We start from the raw sequence: 16,009 nt of genomic DNA, 5'->3' as shown, positions 1-16,009 counted from the left end.
GAAACTGCTGCCGCCCCTTTCGTATTTCCGCTTCTCGACGGCTTATTCTGCGCAACTATAGGGTGGACATCAATATCGGTTTCTATGATTTCGAAAAGCGTTGCGAACAACGCGTCGTGATCAACGTTGAACGGTTCGCCACGCTTGCCCTGTCCACGTCGTCCGACGACAAACTGCGCGAAGTGGTCGACTATGACTTCATGCGATCGGCTATTGCTCGATGTCTCGCGCAAGGATGCATCCACTTGCAGGAAACCCTGTGTGACGATCTCGTCAAAGCGACGCTTGCACATCTGGAGGTGATTGCCGTGCGGGTTTCGACTGAGAAGCCAGATACCCATACGGATTGCGAGAGTGTGGGTGTTGAGGTATGCCGTATCAAGAGGATGGAAGCTTTGCTTGTCGAGCCTAGCGAGACTCGCCTAGGCGTCCTTCGGTGCCTACCTACAGGATAGTTTGCGGCACGGCTCCGCTACGCACAATTGCAGATCTGAGCAATTGTTGAGGACGAGGAGAGGGGCGGTAGCGGTGGTAGAGCATTGAGCCGAGAACATAGATTGAGGTTGATTTGTGCTGTCCCGAAATGCCTACACCGTGCCTACATGGGCTACACAATAGAAAAAGGGCTTGCACGCTGACGCGTGCAAGCCCTTGAATCTTTTGGTAGGCCGTACGGGATTCGAACCTGTGACCAACGGATTAAAAGAACGCTAGGCGAAAATAAGGGACATGTCAGATGAAGGAAATACAGGTCTGAACGGTTCCGACATCGACGGGCCCTTCGTTTCCTGATGAAAAGTGCGTGTCCATAAAACTCCTGGACATCGTGGACAAACCAGCGACGCCGACTGTTGTTGATCGGGCGCAGATGCGCCGAATGGATACGTCGGAACCGGGTAAAGACCGGACACACGACGGGCGGCACGATCGTTTGCCGAACGAAATCCACCCGAATTCCGCTTTTCAATTGACGAAGCCGGTCAGCTTTTCGACAGGTCCGACCCAGATAGCGCCCGGACGCTGTCATGCGATGACTATACGACAGCTTCTTCGTCTCGATCTGCGTCGCATACTTCGGACAGACATATAGTAGATTTTTTCGGCTTGTCACGTAGCCGCTTCTGGAAATTGGGGGGATATGCGGGCACATCTTCAGGTAGTAGGTCTAGCGTGACGCAGTAGTAGCTTTTGCCGTTGCTATCCTTGGACACAACCCCCTTCTCTTTCATGGCTTTGCCGAACTGCGAGTTCGAAAGCGCTTGGTACCCGTTAGTTTCGCAGAACTTTTTGTATTGGCTATAGACCTCATGCTTCAAGGCCTTATCGGTCACGCTTGGAACCAACGATGCGGTCATGAACATCGCAACAGGATCCGATTCGAATCGGTACTGGTTGCACAGCGTTTCGCTGGAAGGTACTGGGGTGAAGGCTCCCGTCTGACGTAAGCGTAGCAGGCCCTCGGTTGCCCACGCAAGGATGCCGGGTGTTTCAGCCCGCAGCTTCTCAGGCAACGTACGGTCCATTTCCTCGGGCGCAAAGGTCCGGTTGAACTGCAAGACGATCAGTCGGCGAAAGAACCCGTGCGAAATGTCTTTGAGCGGCGGCAGATCGTTCATGGCAGAGACGAGTCGGGCATAGGGCCGGAACGTGATGGCAGTGAGCCCCTTTCTGTTCGCGGTGATGCTGTCGCCCGATACAACCGCCTTGATGAAGGCATCGTTGAGCCGTTTTCCAGCTTCTACTTCGCTGGAGAAGTTAGCCAGTTTGCCGTGCAGACCGCATCGAAGAAATTCAGTACTGATCTCGTTGAGCGCCATCGACGTGCAGTTCGCTTCGCCGAGTACGTTCGCCATGACATCCAGAACAACGTTTTTGCCGTTCGCGCCGGAGCCGACCATCCAGAGCATCTTCTGGTAAATGGCGGAGGGCATCAACAGATAGCCGAGCCATTCCTGCAGGAAGCGGACCTTCGCGTCACGATCTGTATCGTGCGCGAAAACCTCGTCCAGTACCTGCATCCAGCGAGGACATTCGCTACTAGGGTCGAAATCGACGGCAAGCTGGTTCCGGTGAAAATGATTTGGCGCATGTGGTTCTAGCGTACCCGTATTTAGATCGAGCACGCCGTTGCGGACATTGACCGTCATCGGCGTCGCCTCAGGAAACTCGGCCACCGCTGCTCGCACCTTTAACGCCCGCAGCAGGCCATCCAGTTGTGCGGCAGACGTGAGAACGCCATCGACCTCGGGCAGTTCGGAAAGCCGTTTCGCGAGAACGTTCGGCTCGGCACATTGCCAGTATCCGTCGCCGTATTCGAACAGTTCCTGAGCAACGGACTGGATATGACCGTCAAAATGGCCTTCGATGATGTCATCCGCGAGCTTGAACAGGTTTAACTGTTTTTCTTCACGATCGGTTTTGGAGCCCTTACGCTGGGTCCGTTTTGGCGGTGCGGGTGGTAAAGTCGCTGGATCGAGAAAATCCGAATCGGGGTACGTGCAGACGAAGTGATCGTCCAGCGTTCCCGGCGGATTCGACGGCGTATGGTAAATCTGGTTCACGGCAGACGAACAGATGTCGCACTCGACGCCGAGATGATGTACTACCCTTAACGCTTGCTCCCTGTAGCTTTCAGGCGAGATTGCTGTCGCTAGTGGAAAGATCAAACGCAAACGCGGCGCTTTCGGCGTGTGGCTATACGTCGTGTAGCAGATCGATTTGTACTGGCCAACTTTTTCAAGTAAGCCAGCCAACGCATCTGGATCAAGCTCGTCAATGTCGATGATGATTCCGCCGGTTTCCACGATGTTTATCGTTTTTCTCTCTCGCTTATCACGATAGAGATTCAAATTGAATGACGCGCCATCCTTCTCCTGGCGCTCTTCGCGATTGTGTTTGTCCGCAAAGTAAGAAAAGATTTCCTCTAGCGACAGATACCCCGTTTGGAAGCCTTGTGTTTGCTGATATCCAGTGAAGAACGAGAACGGGTAGCGTCCTTCGTCTGTGTCGTCTTCGCCCTCATCCGTCAGTGCGTCTTCCAGTTTTGAATCTGTATTTAGCTCGGGTTCTGTCTGTAGTTCGGATTCTGCTGTTGGCATGATGTGATGATCCTTTGGTTTTTAAAAAACATAAAGTTGCTGAAAAAATGCCCCGGAAGAGGGGCAGGGAAATGGCATTAGCCAAGCATCTGGCCAATGGCTTCGACACCTGCACGCAGGTTGCCCTGCGACAGATGCGCGTAACGCTCGGTGGTACTTGATTGAGCATGGCCCAAAAGCTTCTGTACGGTGTACAGGGGTGTGCCGTCCGCGATCAGCAGGGACGCAAATGAATGCCGTGTGTCGTGAATGCGGAACGGCTTGGTGATACCTGCTGCGGCCAGTAAGCGCCGAAGTGTTTTCTTCGGGTCACAGAGCGGCTTCGTCGGGTCTCGGCCCGGGAATACATACGGAGAATTGATCGCGCTGGCCTGGAGATGATGAAGTACCTGCTGCGCCGCATCGCTGAGTACAACCTGACGGGGCTTTCGGGCTTTGGTATTCGGAAGCAGCCAGATCCCGGCGTCCAGATCGACGTTGACCCAGCGTGCCGACAGGGCTTCCTGACGGCGTACACCCGTCAGTAACATGATCTTCAATGCCGCACAGGCGATCGGGTTCGAATCGCTCGCCATGGCATCGACAAGGCGCTTGGCTTCGTCTTTGGAGAGAAACGTCTCACGACAGTTCTCTTCCCTGAAGAGCTTGATTCCATGCGCCGCGTTGGCAGTCAGGTAGCCCCACTCCACGGCCAGCCCCAGCATCCGCTTGATGAGTGCGAGATGCCGATTGGCGTATGCCGGACTATGCGACTGCTTGACCTGCCCGTGGTAAGTGGAAATCTCCTGTTTGGTCACGGCCGATAGCTTCCGATCTCCAAACACCTTGTAGATGTGAAGGTGAAGCTTGGCGATATCGTCTTTGGCTGACTTCTTGTGGACCTGTGCGTGAGGGATATAGACGTCGTCAGCGTACTGACGGAATGTCAACTCCTCACGTCTGGCCCGCTTTTCGTCGGCCGGATTGATTCCCCGATCCACGTCTGCACGATGCTGGTAAGCGGTTGATCGTGCTTCGTCCAGATCAATCGCCGGGTATTCGCCGATCCGCACGGCCCGTTTTCGGCCTTCGAATGTATAGCGAAAGAACCAGATCTTTCTACTGGAAGGGTACACCTCGAGCTTCAGGCCAATAGTGGTCGAATCTGAGAACTCGGTTGATTTTCCGGGGCCATCGTGGACGAGCGCAGATACGATGCGTTTGGTAAACGCGAGTTTTTTAGACATTGTTATAGGAGTCCTATATACATTATACGTTGATTGAACCTCTCGTAAGGTCCGATCCGGTATCTGGATGGATTAGAGGATAGTGACGATTACCATATGGGAAGAGCTACCACGAAACCGGTAATCGCCGCCGTCTGACCGGTGCGCCCTACAGGTTCAATCTGCGTACGAATTGTTAAAGAGCGGTCACAGGAACTGACGAAGAACTACCCGTCGTCCTGTGACCTCCGCCATTGCGGGATTTCTGTTGTGTTCAACGCGGTTTGCTGCATCGACGGGACGGATTCTACGTACACAGTAAAAATATTCAAGCCCCGGTTTTTTGCGCAATATCTCCGGTATATAGGTGGCTTTTTTAAAATTAAATCGCATTACTTATCAAGTTTTTCCGGTGGAACTCCACCGGAACCTGCCTGTTTGACCAGCCTCCCGATTCTGAAAAACGTGGGTCTCAAAACGCCTTCAAGTGCCAGAATTAGTTACAACTTGTTACAAATGCGGCGGGATGGGAATTGGTGGACTGCTGGCGGGAAGTGCTGCTGCGCTGCTGTCCGGGTAAATTCCGGTCGGCACGTGCCCGGTGGCGAGTTTTGTGCGTCCACTCCCTCCACTCCCCGCATTGCGACGCGCTATCTATGCGGCTGGCGGCCGCAAGTCGAACCAGCGACAGGTGAGCAGTAGCGCCTGACGCTCTGCTTCGATTCGAGGCACACCATCGCCTTCTTCGATGATGGCTGCCCGCTCCTCGAAAAACTCACGCTGGTTGCTGTCTAACGATGCGACTACCTTGCGTTCCCCATCCGTCAATGTTTGCTGTGAAGTCATGCGTACCTCCAATGTTAGTAAGAACCCAGAAAGCGGGGCTAACGCATGTAATCCCGGATGCGGGCGAACGAGCGGGCGCACCGCTGTTCGTACTCGTCCAGGTCGCTACGATTGCCGATGAGGTAGTTGCGGTAGCGGGCGGCTGTTGTTTCGTCCTGCGCCTGAAACTCGAATAGCGCTAAGTCCCTGAACCGGATTACGCCCCAGGCGTCAACATGCTCGGGAAGGTCGTGCTCTTCTGAGGCCAGCAGAAGGAGGAGGAGAGTGGCGATGGATTCAGTAAGCCCGGTCCAGCCATCGGGCGTCTCTGTGTCCGCACTGGCGATAAAGCGTTGCCTTGTCACGGAATAGCCCATCATGAAAACTGGGCTTCCGGTGTGCAACATGCACCAGCCTGTGCGCAGCAATGCCAGACAGGCGGCAATGTTGTCGGGCCATATTTCGTACTCGGCGCAGTAGTCCCTAAGTAGTGCGGCAAGAGGAATATTGCTGTCCGCGTGAGGCTGAGCGGACATGAGCGCGTCCCGGAACATGGGCGAGAAAGCGTCGGCGCTGCTGATGCGCGGTAGCAGGTGCCGATTCACGCTGTTTTCGATCACTTTGAGGCCTTGATGCATGCTTGCCTCCATTCATCGACTGCCACCGCTTCGAGGTGCTTTTCGCCCTTTTTCGGGCTTTGTATGTTCCGTATGTTCCGGACGATCGTTCGATGCGTTTTCGGATTGCGCGCCATCGTCTGACCCGATCGGAGCCTCAACGGCGGGTATCGGTGTGCCGTCGAGTTTCAGGGCGGTTGCTTCCCATTCGTTCCAGTCACCGGTTACAACGTGCTGAAAATCGGTACCCGGCGCGGCGGCGAGCAATTCCTCGGCACGCAGGATGGCCGCAAGAAACCCGGCGTTGTTACTGGAGCGGCCAATGAAAGCTGGCGCGAACACCTTCGACGGGATGGCCCTGTCGGGACTAAAGCCGGAGACGCATTCCTTCGCCCGGGTAAACGGCACTATTTCTTTAGAGAAATAGCCGCCTCCCTCGTTGCAGGCGATCCTGATGTAAAGGCTTTCGTGAGCCGAATCGCAGAGCAGGACATACTGGATGCTGCCTGTCGATCGTGTGCCGACCTTACGGGCACTGGCGCTACGTAAGAGAAGCAGGTTCGATTCGGACGGTTGGGTCATGGCAATTTCCTATGCAGATGGAATGGCAAAAAGGTGACCCTGATGGCCGCTTGGGCCATCAGGGATATAAGGGAGAGAGAGGCGTTCGACCGGGGATCGACGCGCTGTGCTGCGTGGAGAAGCGGGATTAACGGGGATTAACGCTGGTAACTGAAAAAGACCCCAAAGCTCAGTTCCTTGGGAAATACGGCACGCCGAACAGTGTTGGCGATGGGACCGCTGTCGATGTTGATGATGCGTCCGTTCGAGGAACGGGAGCGCGAACGTGAACGTTGGGGTCTGCTGCGATTGCCTGAGATGTGGATCATGAGAATCCTTCGATTGAGGAAATTACGCCTAACCATGGCAGGTTAGGGGGCGGCTCACGGTAAGCCTCAAAAGAAGAATGTCTGCCTGAAATGCCGTTTGTTACGGTCGGCGCTTGAACAACTGTGTCGATTTCGGCGCGGTACCCGAATGTGATACGTAGACCTTGACGGCCTGTGAGGCGAGAGTGGTCGCTGACCTTGCGATCTGGCGACCCATACTGCGGGCGTCGGCGGGGGTAAGCGGTAGGGATGTGCAGAACTCGAACCGGTCCGCAAGGACCGTAATACGTCCGGCGAGGAAGCTGACATAGCGAAATGCTCTCAGTATTTCTGCCTGATGGTTCTGAAGGTCAATCTGGGATCGGGCGCGTGAATCGACTAGGTGATAGCGATGGAGGTACATGGGATATCCTGACTAAATAAACAATAACGGGGGAGGCGCGATGCTCTGCATGAGTCGAGCCTGTCTATAGTTATGTTTAATAATCGGATACACGAAACAGCAAAATATACGCGTCCCAGCCGAGGCATTCTCTGCATGGCGCGCCGTGCGTAGTCGATGCCTCTAATGACGTGTCGTGTCTATGTGGGCTTACTGGTGATGGCGGTGGAGTTCAGGCGTTCTTCTGTGAGCGCGGAAAAGTAAAGATCGCCAATTGCACTTGCCCAGGCGTTCACCCAGCGCGTAGCAAGAGTCTTCTCGATTTCCGAGTTGGCGAGCATCAGACGATCGGTCGCGACACGCATACGTACTAAGGCGTATCGCTTCCGAGTGCATTTCCAGCATCGACACGTAATGTCTTTATGCATCGCTGACAAGAGAAGAAGGCGGATGATGACAATGTATAACCTGTCTCAAGCATCACGAGACGGCACGAAGTATCCGGTGACCGTGCCAGCATACGCCTTCCCGATTAGTGAAGTGTTATACGCGGTGCCGGTAAAGGGTTTGTCCCGCCGACGGTAATCGTTTATTGCGGTGCGCCACTTCAGTATTCCCTACTTGTCGGCCATCATGCGCTGCCGGTTGCGGGTTCTTGAGCGGTAGAGATTGGTTCGTCTCGGACCATAGCCAATGTAGTCGCTATCCGGCTTCTCGGCGTTAATGTTGCGGATGATCTTTACGGCGTTTGCGATCGGATCGCCTGTCGATGGCGCTGTAACGTGTTCGGGAATGTCTGTCCGTACCGGCTTTGCTGCTGTTTTCACTTCTGCTATCGGGTGCGAGTGAGCCGCAGACGAGGCGGATGGTTGGTCCGGTTCTCCCGTAGTTTTGCCAATGATTGCGTTGAGAAGATTCTTTAGGTAGCTCATGTAGTGATCCTAATTTAAAGAGATAAATAGCTACTTTTTTACCCTGACATGTGCCGGTATCCATTCACCTGATTTATCGGGGGATGTTCCGGCCAAAGCTTCGGCCATGGTACTGGATATCCGTAGTTCGACAGACACATTGCCTGTGCTTTCGTATAGCGTAGGGTCATGCAAGATCTGCGACGAAATGGCGTCGTCGTACTCGTAAGACTGGGCGGTAGCGGATATCGATTCGATCGTCGCCATGGACAACGCCTTGAGGCGTGCCCCGTGTACGCCGACGACAAACCACGTGCCGACATGATTGACCAGCTTGTAGGGCGAAAAGCCCTGAAAAGCGGTATTTGCGTGGCGTACGTCTACGATGAAGCGCTTTTCTATAGCCCGTTCCAGAGCCGCGAAAAAGGGCCGCTTTTGTGCCATATCTTCGAAGCGTATGCCTTGAATGGCGTAGGCCCGCTTCAAGGTCCCGTCGTGCAGTCGCCGGAACAGACTCATGCCGCCGACTGGAAAGAGCCCCGCGATGCCAGCCTGCTCCACGAAGAATTCAAGATCGCGACTCGTCAGGATATTGAGGTGACGTGCGTCGATCCGGTAGCCGCCATCGTGTGTTGGCTCAGGGTGAAGGAACCCCAGCGTGCCCTTGATGTCTCGCCTGATTGTCTTCGTACTGACGTGGAAGAGCAGCGCCAGTTCGGCGACGTTGACCTGGCCTGACGTAATGAAGCTTTTGAGTATCGTCTCGATACGACTGCCCGGTCTGATCCGGTCGGGATGGGCGCGACGCATGGGTTATCGACGGTAGCGGGGTTTAAGGTCGGTTTTCTGGCGCAAGTGAGCCACATACACCACGCAGGGCAGCGTGACGCGCCATGCTGGTCCCGCTATGTCCCACGCGGTCAGGATACAGGTCAGGATGCGACCGATCGAATCAGAGAAGAGGGCGAGCGCTCTGGCGAGCGGTGTCCTCGCGGAAGCGCTGACGTGCGTCCCCAGCACATGCCGGGTGACCGCCTGCGTCACGATGAGCGTTAGCTGGTAAGAGGCAAAATTGCCCATGCTAAATGCAGCCTGTATGGCTACCATCGGCGTCACGCCCGGAGGTAGCCGATCCGCGTCAATGCCAGCAGAAACGAGAACGCTTTGACGATCTCCGAGGGACAAGGGCTCGTAGGCCTGGAGGAAGAGTTTGCGAACGATGGCCTGTTCGATTCTGTCCACGGGTGAATGGACAGGAAGCGGTACGCCGACCCGGTTAGCGACATCGCGAGCCACTTCGATGTACTTCACCCCCTTTCCCCCACGAAGAGCATTCGCGAAGGAGTTGCCGCCCGAGCGCTGGATTTCGGCGGCAACGTCGTGCGCCGATAGCGGGCTCTCTTCGCGTGCCACGTCCTGCCCGTCTGTGATGTACAGATTCAGGTCGATGTCGCTGCTTCTATTCAGCAGTTGGACCAGTATCGCCAGGTCGGCCTTGTCTGCGGTGGACAGAAGAGGGAGCAGGCCGGTATCGGGCGTAATCAGGGGTATGCGGGCATTCATCGTCTGTTGTGGAGGTGAAGGCGACACCGATCTTAGGCACCGCGCTGGACGCCCGTTGTCCATCTTCAAAGCCGGCAATTAAATTTCGTAAGAGTTTTGGAGAAACTCCGCTCATGTTCTTAACCCCCGTGAATGCGGGGTTTCGGGTCTAAAAATCATATGGGCATTAGGTCGCTGCAGAAGAAGGAATCGGCATTGTGGACATGGCGTGTCCACAGCGATCTCGTAATTGCCGAATGGGACTTTTTCGCACCCCCTCCCCTCACTTTTGTCAGCCTTCGGAGCAGATCGGGAGTGGGGGAGTGGAGGGAGGGTAGGTCGTTTTGTGCGAGAACTCGCGTAGCACGGACTAGCGCCGCGCGGTGCATGCCGTTTGGAGCCGAGGTACAAGGCAGCGCAACTGAAAACGCCTAAGATACACGCCGACGATACCTTACCTGATCGGCTGTGAAGGGAGCAGGGCGCAAGGTATCCTCCCCGCATCTGTTTAAACGTCGTCAATTACTCAAATTGGAGCCCATGTTGAAGACTACACTGCGCAGGGCAGTCGAGGGAGGGGTGGGGCAAAATCGACGTCAATTCGACGGGGCTATTAGTGTTGCGCTTTCCGATTGACTACCAGGGGCAAGCTAGTAGGTCAAAGCCTCAAACCCTTGCCAATGGTATGCATTCGCGTTGGTGTTTTCGAATTGTTGGGCGTATGCCCCACTCAGCTAGCGCGTATGAAATCTGGTCGGGTGTGTTCGCTGGACTGAGCAATGTGGGACGGGGTAACATTGGTGCAATATCAATAACTGACAGACCAATGGCCCTTCACGATCAAGTAGCGCGGATGCGCGCAGAGAGACTGCAAACAGCACCGCAAGCGGTTCCTTCCTCTTTTCAAGGAGTTACAAAGGAGAAGGTCCGGCAAGTATTAACCCGTCTGCATCTTGGAACGAATGTCGATCTGGTTGACGGGGTGTACGCGCTTCTGGACGATCAGACAAACAGTTGGTTTTCCAATGTCCCGCCGGCGACTCGCTTTTCCCATGGCGCGACAACTGCCCATCTAGCCTGCCATATTGGCATTTTGCAGCGCGGTGGTGGAAAGCTTGATCGAGAAGGGCGAGATTACTGGATCAAACCGCTCCGAGAACTCGGAGGCATTGAGCCAGTGTTGTTGCATGAACAACGTTTCATATTTGGGCATGTAAAAGCCAAGTCGCCGAATTCTTCGTACCGCCTATCGGAAGAGTTTAAAGCGATTTTGCGAGCGCCCGATGGTCAATGGGAAGGGCTGTTAAGCGCATGGACAAGTCTGGATGCAGCCAGAGTCCGAAGAGAGTTTCAGGCTTCGATGGTCGAGGCATCTCGTCTCCTTGTAGATCGCGGTCACAGCGAACTCATTCAGGCCAGCATCTCGTATTATGCTGCGCGCTTCCTGCCGGGATACAACGTGATCTATGTTGACGATGGTGATGGCGACCGCATCACCGAAGAAGATCGGGCGAATTTCGCACGTGCGGGTGTCCACTTGCTACTCGGGGATGCAATGCCGGATGTCCTTTTGCACAACCCCGAGTTGGATTGGCTTTGGGTAATCGAGGCTGTTACAAGTGATGGCGAGGTTGACATGCACAAGATGACGCAACTGATCGGCATGGCCAATCGGTGCGGTAAGGCCGGAATCGGTTTCACGACCACTTATCGCACATGGCGTGAAGCTGGTGCTCGGCAGGCGGCTCACGGAAACGTGGCCGTTGACAGTTACATTTGGATCCAGGAAGACCCGGCGAGGCATCTCCTCGTCGAGTCATTCCCGACAGGGCTATAGCAGGGGTTCGATGAGTCGGTCGATCTCTTCTTGCGAGGGGATCCGTTCGCCGAAACTTGCGCCGAGCTTCTGGAGTGCTTTGATCGTCGGATAGTGTAGGTTGCGCAAGTCAGTGGCGTTGACTTGCGTATGACCGCTGAATTGCCGGAAGTATTGGTCTACGGCGGTCGAGTTAAGGAAAATCACTAGCCCTTTTGCAAGATCTTCAGGAAGGCCCGCGCCAGCAAAGTGCATATAGTTCAGTTTGTTTTCGAAGCCAATGTGACTAGCGTTCAGCCTGTTCGGATCAAAAAGCGCGGCGACGACACGTCGCTTTTCTTCCTTCGATGAAAACCTTTTTACAAGGGCATAGTAGCCTGACGGCACAGTCAAATTGCGAGTTTCAGCGTTGTATGCGAGGGCGTTGGGTTTTTTGCTACCTTCGACTGGCCAGCATATGACGCCATCCTTCAAATGCATCGGGTAAAGCAGCGGTACCGTGCCGTCGCTAGGATCTGATCGCAAATTTTCGGCGGTTCGGAAGTCAACAACTCGACCGGTTGACACCGTTACTCCGAGTGCCTTCAGAGTGTTAGGGAGCATTCGGACGCGGATTGCGAGCGCTTCATCTTCAGTTGTAACAGGTAGCCGGAAGAACTTGTGCGGGTCCTCGGGAAGCACCATTTCGTTAAATGCGAGATCGCGTGACGGTGTGCGATCTCTATCAGGGTCATCGCCAAACGAGACCTGCACGGCTTCTTGGCTCGATGCAGAAACAGATAGTTGGAAGATGATGTTTTCCTGCAGGACGGAATCGTCCTTGAACGCTTTGCTTCGCGAATCGAACAGGTGGACTTTGCGTACCGACGTTTCCGCCAGCAGGAGCCGACGAAACGGCTCAAAATATGCTCCATTGCAGAAGCTACGAGGAGTGATGGCGACTAGTTGCCCCTCCGGCTCAATTTGCTTGATTGCGACGGCCACGAAAGCTGCATACAGATTCGTCGTCTCGATTCGCATTGAGCGAAGTGCGCTGCGTGCCGCTGATCCAGCGTTGATTTTCAAGTAGGGTGGATTCAGGATCGAGCAGTTGAATTGAGCGTCCTTAAATCCATGCACTTGTTCGGCGGAATGCTGGATAAAATCAACGTTGAGTATTTCGTACTGGAATAAAATTCCGGCTTGGACACACTCTTCCGCACACGCTTCGAGTGTCTTTTCCAGGCGGGCTGTCAACGTTTCGTCGACTTCTACCGCCGTTATTCTGATGCTCCGAGTACGGGGGCTAGTCTTGCATGCATGGCGCACGAAAGCGGCTGACAGAGCGCCTAAGCCCGCTCCTGCGTCGAGAAGCCGGACTTCCGAAGGAAGCTCATCAAACATTCCGGCCATGAAGGATGCGATCCGGGCTGGAGTCATGAATTGACCGAGCTCGCTCCGCAGGGACGTCGCAGCACCTTCGATGATGTCCATTCGTTGCCGATCCGCTGCGTCGAGGCCCGCAGTAGGTGAGGTAGGAATTTCTAGTAGGGTCATCGAAAAAATCTCTAGCTAAGTCTATTTGCGACGTTTGCGACGCGCTGGCGAAGACGCGTGGTGCTCGCTTTACTCTGCGCTGCGCGACAGCGCGCCGCTTCCGAAGTGTGCCTATATTAAAGTACGCAGCAGTCTTTGCTCGCATCAAAATGAGGGGCGAGGCGGCGCAACTTTTGCTAACTGGGCTGCTTCGTAGTTTGGCAGGGGGAGGAGGGGGAGCGGATCTTTCACCTGGAAATGACCCGGAGAAAAGAAAAAGGCCGGTCAGCTTTCGCTAACCGGCCTTCATGTCTTTGGTAGGCCGTACGGGATTCGAACCTGTGACCAACGGATTAAAAGTCCGCTGCTCTACCAGCTGAGCTAACGACCCAAAAGAGAAGCGAGATTATAGCGATAGCCTCGGCGGGATGTCAACCCATAGCGACCCATCGAGCTACCACTACTTCATATAGTGAAAAGCCCGGGTATCGCTACCCGGGCTTTTCAGCGAGAGGCGCGCGTGACTATGACGTCGGGCACTGCGCGTTACTGCCTGCAACTGCGTGCTACTCAATACTCAACCATCAGAACTACTTGATCTGCGACAGCTTGCTCTGAGCCGACTGCGCGACGTCCGAGCCACTGTATTGCGCCACGATCTGCTCGAGCGTCTTCTTGGCCGCAGCCTTCTGACCTTGCTCGAGCTGATTGTTCGCAATCGCCATCAGTGAATCGGGCGCACGCGGATGCTGCGGGTAGTTCTTCACCACACCTTGCCAGGTCGCCGTTGAGCCCTTGTAGTCGCGCAGTGCATACAGCGCGTTGCCGAGCCAGTACTGCGCGGTCGGCTGGTAAGGACTGTTCGGAAACTTGGAGATGAAAGTGCGGAACGACGCGGCCGCATTCTTGAAATCGCCACTGCGGAACTGCTGCGAAGCCGCGTTGAACGAATCGGTTTCACCGGGCTGAACCTCACCCTGGACGCCGTCCACTGTCTGTTGCTGCGGCTCGAATTTCTTCAGCCGCGTGTCCAGATCGGTGTAGTAGTCCTTCTGCTGTTTTTGCAGCGTGGTGAGCTGGTTGCCCATGTCCTCGTTCTGTCCACGCAGCGTAGCGACCTGCTGGTTGAGCTGGTCGAGACGGTTGGACTGATCGAGGATCGTACGCTGTGCGGCCGACAACTGGCTCGACAGGCTATCGGTCTTCGAACGCAGATCCAGGATGGCCTGGCGGGCCTGATCGTCGTCGAAGATGCCCGCATGCGCGGGCACCGTCACGAAGGCGGTGCCTGCGACACAGGCCGCTGCGGCAAACCGCAGCCAGGAGAAACGATGCGTCATTCGGCTCATCACCCGTTACTTACTGTTGGTACACGAGGTCGGCGCGGCGGTTTTGTGCCCACGACGATTCGTCATGACCGTCAGCTTGCGGCTTTTCCTTGCCCAGGCTCACGGCTTCCATTTGCGAGTCTGCCACGCCCATCAGCGACAGCGAGCGACGCACAGCTTCAGCACGCTTCTGGCCGAGTGCCAGGTTGTACTCGCTGGTGCCGCGTTCGTCGGTGTTACCCTGGATCAGGACGTGACGTTGCGGGTGGCTCTTCAGGTATTGCGCGTGTTGTTGCAGCAGCGACTGGTAGTCGTCTTTGACCGAGTAGCTGTCGAAGTCGAAGTAAATGCTGCGCTTGGCCAGCGGGCTGTTCGGATCGTTCAGCGGATCGACGTTGACCTGTGCGACATCGGTCGGGTTCGGTTGCGTCGAGACTGCACCACCCTTGTTAGCGTTTTCGTCGAGCTTGACGCCCGAGTGGCATGCTGCCAGTGCGCCGAGCATCAATACGGCAAAGGCGAAACGAAGTTTGGTCATCATTTGGTTACTCTCCTTGTGTTATTGCATCAACGTTATTGCATAAACGGGCCCCAGGATGGCTCGCGTACGCTGCCACCCTGAACGGACAGGACCTGCCGAGTGCGACCGTCGGTCGATACTGCGGCCAACACGCCACGGCCGTTCACCTGTGTGGCGTAAAGAATGTACTGACCGTTCGCCGCGAAGCTCGGCGATTCGTCATGTGTCGTGTCCGTCAGGCCTGTGGCGGTATTGCCTTGCAGGTCCTGGATATAAAGCTTGAACCCGCCGCCGACGCGCGAGATATAAGCGAGCTGTTTGCCGTCCGGGCTGACGCGCGGGCTGGTGTTGTAGCTGCCCGTGAACGTGACGCGTTGCGCGGCGCCGGCGTTTTCGCCTTGAGCCGACATCTTGTAGATTTGCGGCTGGCCGCCGCGGTCGCTCGTGAAATAGATCGACTGGCCGTCGGGCGAGTAGGCCGGTTCGGTGTCGATCGAGCTGCCTTGCGTGAGACGGCGCAGGCCGCTGCCATCTGCATTGACAGCGAAAATCTGCGTATTGCCGGTGCGCGAGAGCGCGACGGCCAGCGTGCGGCCGTCCGGCGACCACGCCGGCGCACTGTTGTTGCCCTTCTGATCCGAGATGACTACACGGCGGCCCGTAGGCAGGTCGTGAATGTAGACGATCGGCTTCTTCTTTTCGAACGACACATAAGCGACCTTGGTGCCGTCAGGCGACCAGGCCGGCGAGATGATCGGCTCGGGGCTCGACAGCGCGATGTGCGCGTCCTGGCCGTCCGAATCGGAAATCTGCAACTGGTAACGGCCACCGGTCTTGATCACGTACGACAGACGCGTAGCGAACACACCGCGGCCACCCATCAGCTTGGCGTAAATGTAGTCGGCAACTTTATGCGCGCTCATGCGCAACCCGCTTTCCGGGCTCACGAGTACGAGGCCGCCGAGGCTTTCGCCCTTGACCGTGTCGTACAGTTTGAAACGCACTTCGTACTGACCGTTCGGCAGACGGTTCACGCTGCCTGAGACGAACGCGTTGGCGCCCTTGGCCTTCCAGCTGCCGAGGTCGACGGAATCGGTTTCGGCGACAGGCGTGGCGCCCGCGTCGATGTTCGTGAACTTGCCGCTGCGTTGCAGATCCTGACGCACGATCGTGCTGACCTGTTGCGGCGAGTTCGCTTCATTGGCGAAATTCGCCGTTGCGATCGGAAACTGGGTTGACCCGACGCCCGTCACGAGGACGTTGAGTTGTGCGTTGGCGGCACCGCCGACGGCGATCAGGCACGACGCTACCAGTGTCCGCAGGCCTAGCTTGGTCATCAAACTCATGCTGTATGGTTTCC

At 55.8% G+C, this 16,009-nt stretch carries 14 protein-coding genes, 1 tRNA gene and 1 pseudogene; 2 read left to right on the top strand and 14 right to left on the bottom strand.

The annotated features are described in order from the left end of the window. Window positions 1-23 precede the first annotated feature (23 nt). Window positions 24-383 (top strand): annotated as a pseudogene (locus GGD40_RS09655) (dihydroneopterin aldolase); the annotation flags it as partial. 651 nt (window positions 384-1,034) lie between these two features. Here GGD40_RS09655 and GGD40_RS09650 read toward each other — a convergent pair. The 9 genes from GGD40_RS09650 to GGD40_RS09610 all read right to left on the bottom strand — a co-directional run bounded on the left by GGD40_RS09650 (window position 1,035) and on the right by GGD40_RS09610 (window position 9,491). After that, window positions 1,035-3,098, bottom strand: coding sequence for a DNA primase family protein (locus GGD40_RS09650; RefSeq protein ID WP_179743490.1), 2,064 nt, complete (start codon window positions 3,096-3,098; stop codon window positions 1,035-1,037). Between the two features lie 77 nt (window positions 3,099-3,175). Next, window positions 3,176-4,324 (bottom strand): tyrosine-type recombinase/integrase, encoded by a 1,149-nt coding sequence (locus tag GGD40_RS09645; protein ID WP_179743489.1) that lies wholly within the window; start codon window positions 4,322-4,324, stop codon window positions 3,176-3,178. A 633-nt stretch (window positions 4,325-4,957) separates the two neighbouring features. Next, window positions 4,958-5,149, bottom strand: coding sequence for a hypothetical protein (locus GGD40_RS09640; RefSeq protein ID WP_179743488.1), 192 nt, complete (start codon window positions 5,147-5,149; stop codon window positions 4,958-4,960). A gap of 38 nt (window positions 5,150-5,187) precedes the next feature. Continuing rightward, window positions 5,188-5,766, bottom strand: coding sequence for a hypothetical protein (locus GGD40_RS09635; RefSeq protein WP_179743487.1), 579 nt, complete (start codon window positions 5,764-5,766; stop codon window positions 5,188-5,190). A 12-nt stretch (window positions 5,767-5,778) separates the two neighbouring features. Further along, window positions 5,779-6,327 (bottom strand): hypothetical protein, encoded by a 549-nt coding sequence (locus GGD40_RS09630; protein WP_179743486.1) that lies wholly within the window; start codon window positions 6,325-6,327, stop codon window positions 5,779-5,781. An 890-nt stretch (window positions 6,328-7,217) separates the two neighbouring features. Continuing rightward, window positions 7,218-7,358 (bottom strand): hypothetical protein, encoded by a 141-nt coding sequence (locus GGD40_RS09625; protein WP_179743485.1) that lies wholly within the window; start codon window positions 7,356-7,358, stop codon window positions 7,218-7,220. 276 nt (window positions 7,359-7,634) lie between these two features. Continuing rightward, window positions 7,635-7,949, bottom strand: a complete 315-nt coding sequence (locus tag GGD40_RS09620) for a hypothetical protein (RefSeq protein ID WP_179743484.1) — start codon at window positions 7,947-7,949, stop codon at window positions 7,635-7,637. A gap of 30 nt (window positions 7,950-7,979) precedes the next feature. Continuing rightward, on the bottom strand, window positions 7,980-8,738 hold the full coding sequence (locus GGD40_RS09615) for a DeoR family transcriptional regulator (protein ID WP_179743483.1): 759 nt from the start codon (window positions 8,736-8,738) through the stop codon (window positions 7,980-7,982). A 3-nt stretch (window positions 8,739-8,741) separates the two neighbouring features. Continuing rightward, the gene (locus GGD40_RS09610; protein ID WP_179743482.1) at window positions 8,742-9,491 is read right to left on the bottom strand and encodes a hypothetical protein; all 750 of its coding nucleotides are present in this window, start codon (window positions 9,489-9,491) and stop codon (window positions 8,742-8,744) included. A gap of 805 nt (window positions 9,492-10,296) precedes the next feature. Here GGD40_RS09610 and GGD40_RS09605 point away from each other — a divergent pair. Continuing rightward, entirely contained in the window at window positions 10,297-11,307 is a 1,011-nt protein-coding gene (locus tag GGD40_RS09605) for a BsuBI/PstI family type II restriction endonuclease (RefSeq protein WP_179743481.1), read from the top strand. Here GGD40_RS09605 and GGD40_RS09600 read toward each other — a convergent pair. From GGD40_RS09600 to tolB, 5 genes are all read right to left on the bottom strand, one after another. Next, complete coding sequence (locus GGD40_RS09600) at window positions 11,302-12,759, bottom strand: Eco57I restriction-modification methylase domain-containing protein (protein ID WP_179743480.1); 1,458 nt, start codon at window positions 12,757-12,759, stop codon at window positions 11,302-11,304. The two genes, GGD40_RS09605 and GGD40_RS09600, sit on opposite strands and share 6 nt — an antisense overlap. 357 nt (window positions 12,760-13,116) lie before the next feature. Continuing rightward, window positions 13,117-13,192 (bottom strand) — tRNA-Lys (locus GGD40_RS09595). 199 nt (window positions 13,193-13,391) lie between these two features. Next, entirely contained in the window at window positions 13,392-14,141 is a 750-nt protein-coding gene (ybgF, locus tag GGD40_RS09590; protein WP_179706753.1) for a tol-pal system protein YbgF, read from the bottom strand. Window positions 14,142-14,160: 19 nt separating this feature from the next. Further along, window positions 14,161-14,670, bottom strand: a complete 510-nt coding sequence (gene pal / locus GGD40_RS09585; protein ID WP_179706751.1) for a peptidoglycan-associated lipoprotein Pal — start codon at window positions 14,668-14,670, stop codon at window positions 14,161-14,163. Between the two features lie 32 nt (window positions 14,671-14,702). Next, window positions 14,703-15,995 (bottom strand): Tol-Pal system beta propeller repeat protein TolB, encoded by a 1,293-nt coding sequence (gene tolB, locus GGD40_RS09580; RefSeq protein WP_179706749.1) that lies wholly within the window; start codon window positions 15,993-15,995, stop codon window positions 14,703-14,705. Window positions 15,996-16,009: the final 14 nt, after the last annotated feature.

Source organism: Paraburkholderia bryophila, from assembly GCF_013409255.1.
GTDB lineage: Bacteria > Pseudomonadota > Gammaproteobacteria > Burkholderiales > Burkholderiaceae > Paraburkholderia.
The sequence above is the reverse complement of the archived record's forward strand: the minus strand, read 5'-3'. Positions and strand labels throughout refer to the sequence as shown.

Bases quoted from the DNA above. Each gene is read 5' to 3' on its own strand.
- GGD40_RS09650 (WP_179743490.1), bottom strand. From the start codon at position 3,098: ATGCCAACAGCAGAATCCGAACTACAGACAGAACCCGAGCTAAATACA.
- pal (WP_179706751.1), bottom strand. From the start codon at position 14,670: ATGATGACCAAACTTCGTTTCGCCTTTGCCGTATTGATGCTCGGCGCA.
- GGD40_RS09605 (WP_179743481.1), top strand. From the start codon at position 10,297: ATGGCCCTTCACGATCAAGTAGCGCGGATGCGCGCAGAGAGACTGCAA.
- GGD40_RS09630 (WP_179743486.1), bottom strand. From the start codon at position 6,327: ATGACCCAACCGTCCGAATCGAACCTGCTTCTCTTACGTAGCGCCAGT.
- GGD40_RS09610 (WP_179743482.1), bottom strand. From the start codon at position 9,491: ATGAATGCCCGCATACCCCTGATTACGCCCGATACCGGCCTGCTCCCT.
- GGD40_RS09615 (WP_179743483.1), bottom strand. From the start codon at position 8,738: ATGCGTCGCGCCCATCCCGACCGGATCAGACCGGGCAGTCGTATCGAG.
- ybgF (WP_179706753.1), bottom strand. From the start codon at position 14,141: ATGACGCATCGTTTCTCCTGGCTGCGGTTTGCCGCAGCGGCCTGTGTC.
- GGD40_RS09625 (WP_179743485.1), bottom strand. From the start codon at position 7,358: ATGCTCGCCAACTCGGAAATCGAGAAGACTCTTGCTACGCGCTGGGTG.
- GGD40_RS09620 (WP_179743484.1), bottom strand. From the start codon at position 7,949: ATGAGCTACCTAAAGAATCTTCTCAACGCAATCATTGGCAAAACTACG.
- GGD40_RS09640 (WP_179743488.1), bottom strand. From the start codon at position 5,149: ATGACTTCACAGCAAACATTGACGGATGGGGAACGCAAGGTAGTCGCA.
- GGD40_RS09645 (WP_179743489.1), bottom strand. From the start codon at position 4,324: ATGTCTAAAAAACTCGCGTTTACCAAACGCATCGTATCTGCGCTCGTC.
- GGD40_RS09635 (WP_179743487.1), bottom strand. From the start codon at position 5,766: ATGCATCAAGGCCTCAAAGTGATCGAAAACAGCGTGAATCGGCACCTG.
- tolB (WP_179706749.1), bottom strand. From the start codon at position 15,995: ATGAGTTTGATGACCAAGCTAGGCCTGCGGACACTGGTAGCGTCGTGC.
- GGD40_RS09600 (WP_179743480.1), bottom strand. From the start codon at position 12,759: ATGGACATCATCGAAGGTGCTGCGACGTCCCTGCGGAGCGAGCTCGGT.